This is a genomic window from Pseudoalteromonas sp. ABE4_541, from assembly GCF_056312285.1.
This window is the reverse complement of the sequence record NZ_JBSVEM010000017.1, coordinates 77,646-94,102: the sequence shown is the minus strand read 5'-3', so window position 1 is coordinate 94,102 and position 16,457 is coordinate 77,646. Positions and strand designations below refer to the sequence as shown.

At 40.3% G+C, this 16,457-nt stretch carries 11 protein-coding genes; 7 read left to right on the top strand and 4 right to left on the bottom strand.

The genetic code is table 11. The features are described 5' to 3' along the window. Positions 1-14: 14 nt before the first annotated feature. The 4 genes from ACW689_RS16045 (at position 15) to ACW689_RS16030 (ending at position 6,664) form a co-directional block, all read left to right on the top strand. Positions 15-1,697, top strand: coding sequence for a hypothetical protein (locus ACW689_RS16045; RefSeq protein ID WP_476292959.1), 1,683 nt, complete (start codon positions 15-17; stop codon positions 1,695-1,697). A gap of 81 nt (positions 1,698-1,778) precedes the next feature. Next, positions 1,779-4,463 (top strand): TonB-dependent receptor domain-containing protein, encoded by a 2,685-nt coding sequence (locus ACW689_RS16040; RefSeq protein ID WP_476292958.1) that lies wholly within the window; start codon positions 1,779-1,781, stop codon positions 4,461-4,463. A 629-nt stretch (positions 4,464-5,092) separates the two neighbouring features. Then, the gene (asd, locus tag ACW689_RS16035; protein WP_476292957.1) at positions 5,093-6,211 is read left to right on the top strand and encodes an aspartate-semialdehyde dehydrogenase; all 1,119 of its coding nucleotides are present in this window, start codon (positions 5,093-5,095) and stop codon (positions 6,209-6,211) included. Between the two features lie 96 nt (positions 6,212-6,307). Next, on the top strand, positions 6,308-6,664 hold the full coding sequence (locus tag ACW689_RS16030; RefSeq protein ID WP_476292956.1) for a hypothetical protein: 357 nt from the start codon (positions 6,308-6,310) through the stop codon (positions 6,662-6,664). A gap of 35 nt (positions 6,665-6,699) precedes the next feature. Here the strand turns inward: ACW689_RS16030 and ACW689_RS16025 are convergent, their stop codons facing one another. Further along, entirely contained in the window at positions 6,700-7,206 is a 507-nt protein-coding gene (locus ACW689_RS16025) for a DUF4240 domain-containing protein (protein ID WP_476292955.1), read from the bottom strand. A gap of 126 nt (positions 7,207-7,332) precedes the next feature. On the opposite strand from ACW689_RS16025, the gene ACW689_RS16020 reads away from it, so the two are divergent. Then, complete coding sequence (locus ACW689_RS16020) at positions 7,333-7,857, top strand: RNA methyltransferase (RefSeq protein WP_476292954.1); 525 nt, start codon at positions 7,333-7,335, stop codon at positions 7,855-7,857. Positions 7,858-7,865: 8 nt separating this feature from the next. Here ACW689_RS16020 and ACW689_RS16015 read toward each other — a convergent pair whose 3' ends face one another. After that, a complete protein-coding gene (locus ACW689_RS16015; protein WP_476292953.1) occupies positions 7,866-8,774 on the bottom strand; it encodes a tetratricopeptide repeat protein in 909 nt (302 codons plus the stop codon). 377 nt (positions 8,775-9,151) lie between these two features. Between ACW689_RS16015 and ACW689_RS16010 the strand changes: the two genes are divergently transcribed. Continuing rightward, entirely contained in the window at positions 9,152-10,363 is a 1,212-nt protein-coding gene (locus ACW689_RS16010) for a tyrosine-type recombinase/integrase (protein WP_476292952.1), read from the top strand. 91 nt (positions 10,364-10,454) lie between these two features. On the opposite strand, the gene ydiJ is transcribed toward ACW689_RS16010, so the two are convergent. Next, positions 10,455-13,502: a D-2-hydroxyglutarate dehydrogenase YdiJ gene (gene ydiJ, locus ACW689_RS16005; RefSeq protein ID WP_476292951.1), complete on the bottom strand. Its 3,048-nt coding sequence runs from the start codon at positions 13,500-13,502 to the stop codon at positions 10,455-10,457. 106 nt (positions 13,503-13,608) lie between these two features. Here ydiJ and ACW689_RS16000 point away from each other — a divergent pair, with 106 nt between their 5' ends. After that, positions 13,609-13,863: a PGPGW domain-containing protein gene (locus ACW689_RS16000; protein ID WP_476292950.1), complete on the top strand. Its 255-nt coding sequence runs from the start codon at positions 13,609-13,611 to the stop codon at positions 13,861-13,863. A gap of 123 nt (positions 13,864-13,986) precedes the next feature. Here the strand turns inward: ACW689_RS16000 and ppsA are convergent, their stop codons facing one another. Next, on the bottom strand, positions 13,987-16,362 hold the full coding sequence (gene ppsA / locus ACW689_RS15995) for a phosphoenolpyruvate synthase (protein ID WP_476292949.1): 2,376 nt from the start codon (positions 16,360-16,362) through the stop codon (positions 13,987-13,989). Positions 16,363-16,457: the final 95 nt, after the last annotated feature.

Below are 16,457 nucleotides of genomic sequence, written 5' to 3'. Positions count from 1 at the left end.
TTTTGGAGATACAAATGAAAATTTCTGGGTTATTCAAAGTAAGCCTTGTTGCTTCTGCTTTAGTTCTAGCTGGTTGTGGTGGTGACATCGAAATTACACCAACGGTCAATGATACGAGTGTTACTAACTCTAATAATACAACCACTACTAATAATGGTGGCGACAACACTGGTGGTGATACAGGTGGCGACACTGGCGGCGATAAAGTTGAAAACCCATGTACGGCTCGCACTGTAGCTGGTAATGAAATTCAGGGTGAATTTCAAGCACCACACTGTGTATACAGCACTAGCTTTGCTGGTAAGACTTTAGAAATTGAAGAAGACATTACATTTAAAGCGCTTGAAAATGGTGGTGCACACGTATTTGATGGTGCTATCCAAATGGGTAAAAACTGTAACACTACTTTAGGCTGTACAGTTGAAGCAAATGGCCCAACACTGAACGTTGAAGCGGGCGCAACCTTAGCATTCAAATCGGGTGAAGCTATCATCCGTATCGGCCGAGGCGCTAAAATCAACGCTATCGGTACAGCTGAAGCACCAATTACATTTACTTCAGCAAATGTATTCCCAGAGTTTGATATTGCAGAAACAGGCCCACAGTTCGCAGACTGGGGCGGTATCATCATTAACGGCTTCGGTTTAACTAACCAATGTACCAATGCCGAGCGTGCAGCAAATACTTGTAATGCTGAGTCTGAAGGTATTACTAGCCACTTTGGCGGTAACAACAATGCAGACAGCAGCGGTAACATTAAGTTCGCTAACATCTGGTACGCAGGTTCAGGCCCTCGTGAAGGTGGTGACGGTGATGACTTGAACTCACTAACACTTAACGCGGTTGGTTCAGGTTCTACTTTCGATTACTTACACATTCACCAAGGTTTCGATGACGGTATCGAGTTCTTTGGTGGTGCTGCTAACATCAAGCACATTGTTGTAACTGATACTCAGGATGATGCTATCGATATCGATGCTGGTTGGAAAGGTAATGCACAGTTTATCTACGTACAGCACGGTACAATCACGACTAAGAAAGACGTTACTTACTCTGATGAAGGTGAGCAGAAGACAATTCCTGCTGGTTCAGTAGGTTATATGGGTAATAACGGTTTTGAGACCGATGGTGAAAAGAACAAAGGTGACGATTACTCAGAAGTACCTGCTTCAAACCCAACTATTGCTAACGTGACTGTTGTAACTACTGACGGTAAATCAATTCGTGATAACAGTGCATCACAAGGTGCTAAATTCGACGACGCTATCAGAGGCATGTACTACAACGCGCTCTTCGTTAAGACAGAAGGTGCAAATGGTACAGATTGTTTAGAGTTTAAAGATGCTGATGCAGCAGCAAATGCAGAAGCTGATTTACTTAACTTCAACAACTCAGTGCTTGCATGTGTGAATAACTTCAAAAACGATGGTGAAACATTACCTGGCGGTGAAGTCAAAGAAGAATGGTTCCGTAATGGTGGTTCTAGCCTAGTCCTAAACACAGGTGAAGGTGTTTTGGCTGCGAATGGCTTTGCAACTAATACAGGTGCAGACGCGATTACTATCGAAGCAAACAACCTAACTGGTTTAGATAGCTTCTTCGAGCAAGTAGATTACATTGGTGCTGTATCTGATAAAGATACAAGCAGCGACTGGTACAAATGGGTACAAAAATCTCTAGCTGCAATTGCTAACTAATAATCTTTTGAGATTTTAATTGTTATCTCGAAGTAGGCGCAGCTAACTGCGCCTTTTTTATGATTTTTGGCAGGATTGCAAATGAATACTCAAATGAAATTAAAAAAAATTGCTTTAGCAGTCAGTTCCGCGATGGTAGTAGGGGTGTCAATGCCAAGCATCGCAGCGGAAGAGCAAGCAATTGAAGAAGTTGTAGCGGTAGGCACGCGCTTACAAGGCAGTGCAGCCGCTGTAATTGAAGAGCGTAAGAATCAGGCCTTCGTTGCAGATATTATGGGTGCTGAACAATTGTCACGCACCGGTGATAGTGATGCGGCCTCAGCTTTACGTCGTGTTACAGGTTTGACATTGGTTGATGGCAAATTCGTTTATGTACGTGGTTTAGGTGAGCGTTACTCAAGTGCGCGACTTAATGGTGCATCTGTACCGAGCCCTGACTTGACTCGTAATGTTGTGCCACTGGATATATTCCCATCAAGTATTATTGAAAGCTTGGCTGTACAAAAAGCTTATTCACCTTCAATGCCTGCGGCATTTGGTGGTGGTAACATCGATATTCGCACCAAATCTGTTCCAACTGAATTCACAGCTGGAATAGAAGTAGGTGTTGGTATGAATTCAAATTCTGATGAAGGCTATACTTACAGTCGTCCAAAATCAGGTCATCCGCAATCACTGCGCACCGCCGTACTTCGTTATAAAGGCGACTTTGGATTGAGTTCAATTGTTGATAGAGACTTTATTCAGAGCACTGAAACGCAAACACGAGCGGAGCAAGCCGCGCAAATCAATAAGGCATTGACGCTTTCTTTACCAAGAGACCTTAAGGTAACTAAAGAATCACTTGACCCGAATTACGATATCAAAGCGAATATTGGTAACAGCTTTGATGAAGATTACTTTGGTGGCACCATCGGGTTTATGCTTGCTGGATCGTATGACAGTGATTGGAACTATTCTGAGCGTAAAACAGCGGTGACCGATGACCAGCCAGCTGAAGGGTGCACAACCTCTCTTGCAACAGCTGAAGATTCTTTAAATAACTGCTATATCACGGTTAAAGATTCTAAAGTGACGACCGAGAACGAGCGTATTAGCGGTGTGTTTAACCTAGGTTACAAGCTTGACCAACATAGTGTTAGTTATTCGAAGATTTATTTGGAAGATAACGAAGACGAAGTGAGTTTGTCGGTATTGCAGAGCCCAAATGGCAGTACGGTTAGAACAATCGCGGGAACAGGACAAGCGCAGCGAACGCATAATTTCAACTATGAAGAGCGCTCGCTAGATGTCGACCAATTTATAGGTCAGCACACATTCCTTGATTACTGGGGAATTGGCGCAGATTGGCAGTATACTGAGTCAACAGCTGAAACTCGCATTCCAACTAATATCGATTATAAATTTATCGATACATTTAAAGACGGCATTTACGATACATCAGTTGTTACAGGTGATGATAACCGTGCTACATATTCATTTACGGATATGGTAGACAGCGTAAAGTCTTATAATGGCAACGTTACTTTACCGCTTAGTTTCGATGGCGTCGAAGTGACGCTTAAAGCCGGTTACGACTTTTTAGACAGAGCGCGTGTTTATAATACTTCTAGCTTTGCCGTGAACAACGATACGGGCATTCCAATCCCGATTAACAGTGACGTAAATAGCGTATTGAATTTAACTAGCTACTTAACCGATAGTTTTGTTAATGACAACGACTTTTTCCTTACGTTCAATGAACCAACAGCACCGAGTGCTGATGATTACATCGCGGCACAAAAAATAGATGCTGGTTACTTTGAGTTCGATGCATTTTTTAACAATGAATGGCGTATAAGTGGCGGTTTACGTTACGAAGATTTCAAACAAGTCACTATTGGTACATCTAGCTTAATCTTCGATAAGATCACTCAGGGTATTTACTACTCAGAAGAGAGAATTCAAGAAGGTACAGTCAATCAGGACGATGTTTTCAGTTCATTGGCGTTAACTTATCTGGCTGAAAACAACTATCAGGTTCGCTTTAGTTATGGTGAAACCACTGTTAGGCCAGACTTACGTGAACTTGTCGCTGTGGCCTACTTTGACCCACTAACTGACATCAAAACATTTGGTACACCGGGCTTGAAGAGCAGTGATTTGAAAAACTATGATGCTCGTTTCGAATACTATATGGATAATGGAGATAATTTCTCTGTAGGTGCGTTCTACAAAGACATTGAAAATCCAATTGAAACGGTGCTTCGTGTTGGTGATGAAGATTACAGTGCGTCTTTCGTTAACGGTATCGATGGTGAAGTCTACGGTATTGAAGCTGAATGGTTGTATGACCTATCTTCGCTAGTAAGTGGTACATTTACTTCTGGTAACATCACGCTCAGCGACTCGGAAGTATCAATTGATCCGGCATTCGCAGGTAACTTGACTAATCCGACTAAACGTATGACAGGCCACTCCAAGTATGTTGTTAACTTGCAAATGGGCTTTGACTCTGCGGATGGTCAACACAGTGGTTCATTAGTGTATAACGTATTCGGTGAACGCATTTTGGCATCAGGTATCGGTGGTCGACAAGATGCTTTCGAACAGCCGTTCCACTCACTAGACCTTGTATACACCTGGTACCCTGACTTTAACTCAAAGGTTAAGTTTAAAGTTAAAAACTTACTAGATGAGGAGCAAGAAGTAACACAGTCGGACTTGATTGTTAGACAAAAAGAAGTTGGTACTTCTGTAAGTGTTAGTTATAGCTACGAATTTTAAGTTTTAACAAATCTCATAACTAAAAAGCCAAGATGAAAATCTTGGCTTTTTAGTATCTAATAAAAAATGACTAGCTAACATTGCGAATTCATGACATCTAGCGTACTATTACCTCACTGAACTTATTGAGTTTTGTATTTAGTTGCCAAATAAAAGTATAAATCTCATGACTTTAATATATTTGTCATTTTTATACTCTAAAGTTACACGCATTCAAACGGCTATAACTAATAAGTATAAGCAAGCCTAAACCGAGTTCTGAATTGATGTCGTGAACATCAGATTAGGACAACCTTTACATGTTGTATCCAAACCCCGCATTGCGGGGTTTTTTATTTATATGCCGATTTTTCAATAAGTTATATATCAAAATTGAAACTGTCTGAATCAATGTTTTTGATGCCATGTCTGTTGGCTTTTCTATAACCTAACCTTTCTAATCAAAATCTACTACCTATTAGGACTTAAATTGTAAACCGAGATTTATCTTGTGCGCCTTGTTCAACATGCATGAATCATATTTATCAGAAATTTCCGTAATTTCTCTAGTAGGAACAAATGATATTTGTTATTTTGGACGTCTAGACTCACGCAATGTCTATTTTAAATTAACTGTAAGGTATAAGCATATGAAAAAAGTAGGACTCGTAGGTTGGCGTGGTATGGTGGGCTCTGTATTGATGCAGAGAATGACGGAAGAAAATGATTTTGCACACATAGATGCCTATTTCTTTACCACCTCACAAACTGGTCAGTTAGGACCTGAATTAGCGGGCACCGCTAAGCCTCTACTAGATGCTACGAATATAGACGCGTTATCTGACATGGATATTGTTATCTCATGTCAAGGTGGCGATTACACAAAGTCTGTTTATCCAGCATTGCGTGATTCAGGTTGGAGTGGATATTGGATAGATGCAGCTTCAGCATTAAGAATGAACTCTGACAGCATCATAGTTCTAGACCCTGTTAATAGCAATGTGATCACGCAAGGGATAGAGCAGGGCGTAAAGACATTTGTTGGCGGAAATTGTACTGTTTCTCTTATGCTATTAGCGCTCGGCGGGTTGTTTGAAAAAGATTTGGTTGAATGGGTAAGCCCTATGACTTACCAAGCTGCATCAGGTGCTGGAGCCCGTAATATGCGTGAGCTTATTACGCAAATGGGTGAGATTCATTCATCGGTTGCGCAACAGCTTGATAAACCAGGTTCAGCTATTTTAGAAATTGATAAGATAGTTGCTGATAAAATTAAATCTGATTCGCTGCCTACAGACCAATTTGGCGTACCTTTAGCTGGGAGTTTAATTCCTTGGATCGATGTACCTATGGAGTCAGGACAATCAAAAGAGGAATGGAAAGCGCAAGTTGAAGCAAATAAAATTCTAGGCTCATCGAAAACGCCGGTCCCCATCGACGGGCTGTGTGTAAGAATTGGCGCAATGCGCTGCCACTCACAAGCGATGACGATTAAACTAAAAGCTGATTTACCTATTGACGAAATAGAGCGAATCATCGCCTCACACAATGATTGGGTAAAAGTTATTCCTAATGATAGAGAGTTAACAGCCAGAGAACTAACACCGGTTAATGTGACAGGTACATTGGATATTCCTGTTGGCCGTATTAGAAAACTGAGTATGGGCCCTGAATACATCAGTGCTTTTACTGTTGGAGATCAACTTCTTTGGGGAGCTGCTGAGCCACTTCGTCGCATTTTACGAATAATTCTTACTAACCAAAAATAAAGATTTAATAAAATTAGAGCTAATTTGTCACTTTTATATTTTAGATTAAATCGTCCCCAATAAAGGGGCGATTTAATCTAATTTTAAGGAAGATAAATGATGAATTTTATGAAAGCTATTGGTGTAATCGCGCTATTATTCGCTGCACAATCTCAAGCGTCTGTCATATTTGGCTGTTCTGGTTATCTAAAAGACGTTTATGCGATAGGAAACAACTCCTACGAGGTCCGTTATGATAGATATTCAGACGGCGGTTTTGACTTGGAGCCAGTGATTATCTATCCGGAGCATGTGCATTTACTAGGGCCAGTTTTAAACGCAATACGTGACAGTAAGTTAAACCAAACAAAATATACACTTGTTGTTGAAAATAGGCACGGCGGCAATACCAAATGCCATGATGGCGAAAGCAATAACGCACTATTGTCTATACATGTTTCTAAGTACCAATAGATTTTTATAAGTTAAAAGGCGCATCAAGCGCCTTTTTAGTTTTGTTGCCAATATCTACCAAACAACTTTGGATATTTTTGCTTTAATAACTTAGGCTTATTTTTAAACTTTTTTCCTTGAGGTGGGAAATTGACCACATTGTGGTAGGGGAGTTCTTGGCCTTCCTTTTCTTCATAGAGCAAACCAGCAACAAGATCTAATTCATCACAATAAGGAGCAGGTAAGCTGTCTTTGAAAGGCATATATTCGTAGTCAAATAGTATTTCAGGGTCGGCTAGTATCTCAGTAAGATTTTTATTACCTTGAGTTATCAGCCAGTTACAGAAGTCTAAAAAGTCATATTCGCTATTGCAACCACAAATGATATAAGCAAATTCCCAATTATCCCAATGCCAAAGGTGGCGCAATTGAGATGTAAATAGTTTATCGAATTCGGCAATTTCAACCAGTTCTTTTGTTGCTAGAATTTCTCGTAATGCACTGTTTTTGTCATTGCTATCTTTAATATTTTCAATTATTTGCCAAAAAGCTTGTTCATTCATTGCTTATTGTCTTTTGACTTAAGTAAATTTCAATAATACCACATCATGTTTCTTCTATGTAACACCCTAGACGACGTCCGCCGATTACTGTACATTCTCGTCTTGATTTTTGATTAGGGTAGTAAAATGTTCGATAAAGGTTTTGCTTGTATTGGCCTGACTAATCCAAAGAGCCCAAGCAATGTTGGTGCTGTAATGCGTGCGGCAGGATGCTATGGAGTCAATTCAGTTTTTTATACAGGTAAACGATTTGAAAACGCGCGCAAGTTTACTACGGATACAAAAAAAGTTTATCAGAATATACCGTTGATTGGCGCCGACTCACTATCGTCTGTTATTCCGTTAGGTGCAACGCCCGTGGCAATTGAATTGATAGAAGGAGCCAAGCCTCTTACCGAGTATAAGCATCCCAAAAGTGCATTTTATCTTTTTGGTCCTGAAGACGGTTCTTTAGATAAAGAAACACTAAAACAATGCCAGGATGTTATTTACGTACCAACACAAGGTTGCATGAACTTAGCTGCAACAGTGAATGTCGTTCTATATGATAGGTTACTCAAATCTGGTCTTAAATTTGATAATGACGAAATTATCAGAACTAGCCGAGACAACAACAATAATATTATCTTGTCAGATCTACTGGACAAATAACTTAGATGTTACCAATTGCAACTTAGTACTTTTTCATACCATACATGTTTTGCGAGTTGTTTAGTGGGGGCAGGGTCGATGTTTTTTACATCAACTCCCATGGGATCAGCCAAGTATTTTTTGATGAGTAACTGGAGCTGAGGCCCTGCCAACTCCTCAAATGCACTGGTTAGCTCTTTTCGCGCAGCAGCATCTAGCTTAGCGCCTTGGAAGTGATAATAACCAGCATTCACCCAAAGTAGATATGCTTTTTTAGAAGCATCTGAGTATTCTTCTGACAGCTCTGATATACGCGGATATAACCTTTGATAATTGACATATTGCTCTTGAATCACAAAGGTGAGAAGTAGGTTGATACCTGAGTTAATGTGTCCTGAATGATTGTTTGATACTTGAAAGCCTGCAAGTGCAGAGCGGAAATATTCATTCGCTTGTGAAAAGTTTGCTTGATCTATGGCAATGGTACCTAAATTGTTATCAACCGTTGCCATTGCTCGTCGGTTAGACACACGAAGTGCAACTTCTTTTGCTTCTTTATATGTAGAAATAGCCAATTTGTAGTCGTGCTGATAGCGAGCAACGATAGCACTACTAATGAGTAAAGATACTCGTTGAGAAGCTGTACTTGCATGTTTTAAAGCGCAAGAGAAGGTGTGGCGCGCTGAATCTAAATCGTTAATCTTACGAAGCCAAATCCCAACACCACTTAAGATAGCTACAAGCTGTTCTCTAAACTCGGGTTTATTATCTAGTTTGAACAATGCTTCGACAATAGGTTCAACATTATCTAGTTTGTTCAAGGTAAGCGACAAGCGCATTTTTAAAATATGATATGAAACTTTTTGTTCGTCATTAAGTAAACTCAAATCGTAGATCCCAGCCAAGGTATTTTCAGCTAACACTGGATTTGAGCGCATAAAGTATTGTGCACGATCAAGTTTGTAAGCGTAATCTTTATTGGATGCGAAACCGGATTTGCTGACCAAAAAAAGAAGTAACGATATGATTATATGAACAAACTTATACGACAAAATGACTCGAGAACAAGAACTGCTACATATTTAATATTATAGAATGCGCAATAATTAGTTCAAGCGAAAACCATGCCGTGAATATATTCTCAATATTCCAAACACGCTTATACCTATAATTTATATTATGTTAAATATGATGGGCTGTTATTTTAAATAATTGTAAGTCGCTTTTGTTATTTAAGTGTAAGGAATTCTTTACTTTCTATTACTTGAAATCGCTGTATAATGTCCAATACTAGACAATATCGGACATAGTAAGCATGTTAGTGCCATTGGCAGATACCCTCAAGCAGTTTCGTTATCAAATCGCACATATTGAAGATAATACACTGAGTCAGGAATACCCAGAATTAAATAAATTCTTAAATAAACTGATGAATCCCTCCCTGAATGTTAAAGCCGATGTGTCGTTTTTATATCAATTTCTTTATGTATACGGTCGAAAATCGGAAGCGACTTATAATCGCTTTCGAAACGAATTAGAACGCTTTTATTTATGGTCTTGGCTTATCAAAGAGCAATCTGTATTTGATCTCAAGCGCGATGATATTGAAGCATATGTTGATTTTATGGTTGAGCCAGAAGCTAATTGGTGTTCTTCGTCTGTACAGTGGCGGTATAAAGATAACAATGGTGTGCGATCTGTAAATCCCAAGTGGCGCCCTTTTGTTGCAAAAGAATCGAGCGTGAGTCAACAAACTCTTGCTGCTATGTTTACCGCCTTAAATGTGTTCTATAAGTTTGCAATTTTGGAAGAAAAAACAACCACTAACTTTGTACCAGTAGTTAAAAAGAACAGTCCTTACCTTGTCGTTCAGTCACAAATAAAATTACCGGATACGCTCAGTAACTTACAGTGGGAATATGTATTTGGTGTTACTAAAGATAAATGCGAGCACCACCCTGAATTAGAGCGCAATTTGTTTACTTTAGCTTGTTTAAAGGGGTTATATTTGAGAATTTCAGAGCTATCAGATAGACCTCAATGGTCACCTGTTATGAGCCATTTTTGGCAAGACCCTGATGGCTTTTGGTATCTGCGTATTATGGGCAAAGGTAATAAACTACGTGATGTTACATTAAGTGAAGACTTTGTTGGGTATTTAAAAAGGTATCGTACTTATCGTGGCCTTTCTCCCCTTCCCCGTGTTGACGAGCCCCATCCTTTAGTCCATAAATTGCGCGGTCAAGGGGGTATGAACGTTCGCCAATTACGCCGTATTGTTCAGCAAAGTTTCGATTTGGCCATTGAATCACTAAACAAAGATGGCTTTAGCGACGAAGCTGAGCAGTTAAAAGCTGCGACAACACATTGGTTAAGGCATACCGGCGCAACTCATGATGCACAACACCGCCCGCTCAAACATCTATCCGAAGATTTGGGACATGCAAAAATAGCAACCACGGACCAAATTTACATTCAGACTAATATTAAAGATAGGGCTAAGTCTGGTTCGAAAAGAAGGCTTTAGACTTTTGTGCGTTTTTATAACTACCTTTTACTAACGATTAGTTATGTTAAATTGGCTTGTAAATATATTTTACAAGCCAAAGGGACGTAAATCATATCGATCTAGCAATAAACTCTATTGGGTGTAAAGGTTTTTGATTTTCAAACCGTTTAACCTGGCTTCTACATGAGAAACCCGTTGCTAATAACTTTCCAGATTCTGTCGCCTTAACATGACTTTGCCATGATATTTCATAAAGTGATTTGGAGTTTTCTTGGTTTTGAACTTCGTGACCGTACGTGCCCGCCATGCCACAACACCCCGTTGCAGGCGTATTCAATTTTAAACCAAGCTGTGCGAAAATATTTTTCCAAACATTTGTTGTGCTCGGCAAAGCGGTGCTTTCCGTACAATGTGACAACAATGTATATTCTTCAGCGTGCTTGACGTTTAACACAACTTTTGACCAATCTTGATCTTTAAGCCATTCGTGGGCCAAATCGACATAAAAACCAAGTTCATCAGTGTTTAAGATTTGCTTGTACTCGTCGCGATAGACCATGACAAGTGAAGCATCTACGCCAATCATTGGAATGTCGTATTGTGCAACATTGGATAAGAATTCGCTGGCGTGCTTGGCCGTTTTCGAAAATTCTTTTAGAAAACCTTTTACGTGCTGAGCCTTACCATTAGGTACAAAAGGTAGCAAGATTGGGTTTTTACCTAAAGCCTGAACTACATCAACCAAAGAAGCAACGAGTTCTGCTTCATAATAAGTCGTAAATGGGTCTTGAACTATAAACACACTATTAGCGCGTTCATCATCACTCATTTTACTTATTCTTGATTCATCAAAATCAAACTCTGATTTAAGTCTTGCTTGTAGGCTTGGCACACTTAGCCGCGGGGTATCGACGTAGCCAAACACTTTTTCAATGATGCCTGCAACCAGCTTATTATTGGTAACAGGATTGATGATTGATGCAAATCGAGACAATAACGGCGCCATTGACTCAACATTGGCGACTAAATAGTCTTTTAAAGGTCGATTGTAACGGCTGTGATAATAGTTTAAAAAACGAGCTCTAAAGCTAGGCACGTCAACTTTTATAGGACAAGCGGTCGTACATGCTTTACATGCTAAGCATTCGTCCATTGATGCTTTCACTTCATGAGAAAAATCATACTCACCTTTGTTCTTAGCTTGAGTATTACGAAAGCGCTCCCACCACGTTGTGTCATTTTCAGCTTTGACCAATTGCTTTTCGGTTGCCAGTAGATCCGTACCAGCATTATTTTGTAGCCTTAACCATTCTCTGATTAAACTTGCTCTACCTTTAGGTGAGTGCCGTCTATCTTTTGTAACTTTGTAAGATGGACACATTGGTGATGATTCATCGTAATTAAAACACAGTCCATTGCCGTTGCAGTTCATTGCATTTTCAAAACTGTCTTTAACCTGAATATCAATAGCTTTGTCGAACCAAGCGCGTTTTTGGTCATCGACTGATACTAAGCTCGCTTCACTTTCAAGTGGTGTGCAGATTTTACCGGGGTTGAGTCGATTATCTCTATCAAACACAGATTTAATTTTGCGAAGTTCAGTGAACAGTTTATCGCCAAAAAACTCAGGCCCATACTCACTTCGGTAACCCTTACCATGCTCACCCCACATCAATCCACCATATTTAGCTGTTAATGCAACGACTTGATCCGAAATTTTTCTAAGCAGTTTTTCCTGTTCAGGATCACACATGTCTAATGCTGGTCGAACGTGTAACACGCCAGCGTCAACGTGGCCAAACATACCGTAATGTAATTCATGTGAATCTAGCAATTTTCTAAACTCAGCAATAAAGTCGGCTAGGTTTTCCGGTGGGACGGCGGTATCTTCTGCAAATGCAAGTGGCTTTTGCTTACCCTTTGTATTGCCGAGCAAGCCAACCGATTTCTTACGCATAGCGTAAATTTTGAGAATATCTTCTTTGTTATTGGTTAGCTGATACCCTATCACACCTGCCTGTTTATTTTTTATTAAGTCATCTAGCTTGTTGCAAAGCGTCGTTATTTTGTCGTCCATTTCATCGGCGGTTTCACCGTTGAACTCGACCATGTTGAGACCCTGCATATCAATTCCAGGCACGTCGGCTATTAAGTCCGATACTGAATGCCAAATGATATCTTCTTTTGCAAGGTTAAGTACTTTGCTGTCTACCGTTTCTACTGAGGTTGCTTGCGCTTCTACTAAAAATGGAGAGTTTCTAAGTGCAGAATCAAAGCTATCATATTTGATATTGATTAACGTTTTGAATGGCGCAATAGGCGTAATATTTAATTTTGCTTCAGCGACCACACCTAGAGAGCCTTCAGACCCTGTGATAACCCGCGATAGATCAAAGTGTTTAAGGTCATTATCGAAAACATTTTCTAGATCATACCCGGTTAAAAAACGGTTTAAACGTGGGAATTTCTCTAGGATTAGTGTGCGATTGCTTTCGCATGACTCAAGTACTTGCTTATAAATATGTGCAGTTCTGTTGTCTTGTTCCGCAACTAATCTTGCCTTTTCAGTTGCAATTTTACTGGTGTTTAACTCAGTACCGTCTACTAGATAAGTTTTTAAGCCTAAAACATGATCACTTGTTTTGCCGTAAACTAAAGAGCCTTGCCCTGAAGCATCGGTATTTACCATACCGCCAATGGTTGCTCGGTTACTGGTCGATAAATCAGGCGCAAAGAAAAAGCCATATGATTTTAAAAAATCATTAAGTTGGTCTTTAATAACACCAGCTTGTACTCTCACCCATTTCTCTTCAACATTTATTTCAATGATTTCTCGCATGTAGCGAGACAAATCGATAACAATACCAGGTGTGAGCGACTGACCGTTAGTCCCTGTACCGCCACCTCGCGGTCCAAAGCTCAAAGATAAAAATGGATCTTGAGAAGCGCACTGTAAAGCAGTTTGAATATCTTTATTATTCTTTGGAAAAATCACTGCTTGTGGGACTTCTTGGTAAACGCTGTTGTCCGTTGCTGTGACTAAGCGAGTTGCATAGCTTGCATCGGTATCACCGAGAAACCCCGCATCTTTAATTGTTGTTAGATAATCATTGATTAGTTGATTTGCTGTATCTTGCTGACTTATTTTGGCAATCATGACGGTTTACTATTTTTGCTTTGTGCATATTGTAACATGCTGTGCAATTTAAAAAATTGAGAAATTTAATCTTTGTTACATATTAAACAAGTTTTGACATACCCTTTTGTCTATAGTTAAAAGTATTCGAAATATCTATGGATATAAAGCGTTGAAAAAACTACTTACACTCCTCGTTGGCGTCATTTTTATCTTACTGGCCATGGTGTTTTTTGTAATACCGGGACCGTCAATTGTATTTCTTTTGGCAGCGCTAGTATGCTTTTCTATTTACTACCCTAAAGCGCGCAACCTTTTAAGAAAGGTGCAAAAAATTTTTACAAAAGCGTGCTACAAGCTTGATGGTATAAAGCATCGATAAAGTAATATTGAGGGAGGAATTTACATTATTGATTGAGTGTTTGTGACCGAGCTAAACGTTTTTGAGCGTTGTTGAAATTAAAAAAAGCCGGCTACTGCCGGCTTTATTATTTAACTAGTCAACTCAGTTTTTTAGTTTATCAGCTAAGTACAACCAAGTTTCTAGCACAGTATCCGGGTTTAGCGATACAGAATCAATACCTTGCTCTACTAGCCAAGCTGCAAAGTCTTCGTGGTCAGATGGACCTTGACCACAAATACCTACGTACTTACCTTTTGCTTTCGCTGTTTGAATTGCCATTGAAAGTAACTTCTTGATTGCTGGGTTACGTTCGTCGAACAAGTGCGCGATTAGGCCTGAGTCACGGTCAAGACCAAGGGTAAGCTGAGTTAAGTCGTTTGAACCGATAGAGAAACCATCGAAATACTCTAGGAATTCGTCAGCTAAAAGTGCGTTTGAAGGTAATTCACACATCATAATCACTTTAAGACCATTTTCGCCACGTTTAAGACCGTGCTGTTCAAGAAGTTCAATAACCTGAGCTGCTTCTTCAAGTGTACGAACAAATGGGATCATGATCTCAACGTTGGTTAAGCCCATGCCATTTCTTACGCGCTTTATTGCTTCACACTCTAGAGCAAAGCACTCGCGGAAATCTTCCGAAATGTAGCGAGACGCGCCGCGGAAACCAATCATTGGATTTTCTTCTTCCGGCTCATACTGCTGGCCACCAACTAGGTTAGCGTATTCATTCGATTTGAAGTCTGACATACGTACGATCACACGCTCAGGTGCAAATGCACATCCTAGTGTAGAGATACCTTCTACTAATTTCTCAATGTAGAATTCTACTGGTGACTCGTAACCCGCGATGATGTCTTTAATTTCAGCTTGCAAATCAGCTGGTTGAGCATCAAAGTTAATAAGTGCTTTAGGGTGTACACCAATCATACGGTTGATGATGAACTCTAAACGCGCAAGGCCAATACCTGCATGAGGTAATCTTGCAAAGTCAAATGCTCTGTCAGGGTTGCCAACGTTCATCATTATCTTCATTGGCAAGTCAGGCATTTCGTCAACACGTGATGAAATTACTTCGTATTCTAACTCACCTTCGTAAATGTAACCTGTGTCACCTTCTGCGCAAGAAACCGTTACACTTTGGTTATTGGTAATTAAATCGGTTGCGTTACCACAGCCAACAACCGCTGGAATACCTAGCTCACGAGCAATGATAGCTGCGTGGCAAGTACGGCCGCCACGGTTAGTTACGATTGCAGCAGCACGTTTCATGATAGGTTCCCAATCAGGGTCAGTCATGTCAGTTACAAGCACGTCACCTTGCTGTACTTTATCCATCTCATCAATAGAGTTAAGAACACGTACGACACCCGAGCCAATTTTGTGACCAATCGCACGACCTTTGGCAACAACATTTGATTGTGCTTTTAATTGGAAACGCTCCATTACATTCGCATCTTCATTTGAGCGAACTGTCTCAGGGCGTGCTTGTACAATATAAAGCTTGCCATCGTTACCGTCTTTAGCCCACTCGATGTCCATTGGACGACCGTAGTGCTTTTCAATAATAACTGCTTGCTTAGCAAGTTCTTGAACTTCAGCATCTGTGATGGAAAACTGTGCTGACTTAGCTGGGTCCATATCAACAATTTCAACCTGCTTACCGTGCGACTCATCGCTTGAGTAAATCATTTGAATTGCTTTAGAACCGATGTTGCGACGAACAACAGATGGTAAGCCTTTTGCTAATGTTGGCTTGTGTACATAAAATTCGTCAGGGTTTACGGCTCCCTGAACAACCATCTCACCAAGACCATAGCTTGATGTGACAAACACGACGTCTTCAAAGCCTGATTCAGTATCAATACTGAACATTACACCAGAAGAGGCTTTATCTGAACGAACCATGCGCTGGATACCAGCTGACAATGCAACGCCTCTGTGGTCATACCCTTGGTGAACGCGATATGAAATAGCTCGGTCGTTAAATAGCGAAGCAAATACATGCTTAATTGCGACCATTACTGCGTCAATGCCACGTACGTTTAAGAATGTTTCTTGTTGACCTGCGAAAGAGGCATCTGGCATATCTTCAGCAGTTGCTGATGAACGTACAGCGAAAGAAACATCAGAATTGGTGTCACCGTGGAGAGTGTTGTAAGCGTCGCGAATTGCTTTGTCGAGGGCTGGTTGGAATGGAGTATCAATGATCCATTGTCTTATATCGGCGCCAACCTTGGCTAGTGTGTTGACGTCATCGACATCAAGGGTATCTAAAATGGTGTGGATTTTTTCGTTTAAACCAGATTGGTCAAGAAATTCATTGAAAGCTTCAGCAGTAGTTGCGAATCCTCCTGGCACTTGCACACCAGCGTTTGATAGATTAGATATCATTTCCCCAAGTGATGCATTTTTGCCACCAACTCGAGGCACGTCTTGCATACCTAACTCTTGATACCAGAGAACGTAGTCTTGCACGGAACTGTCTCCAAAAACAAATTGTATTAAATGTGAGAGATTGTTTGACCTTTAGTAAAGGTCGAGGGCATTCTACACTGGTATACGCACCTACG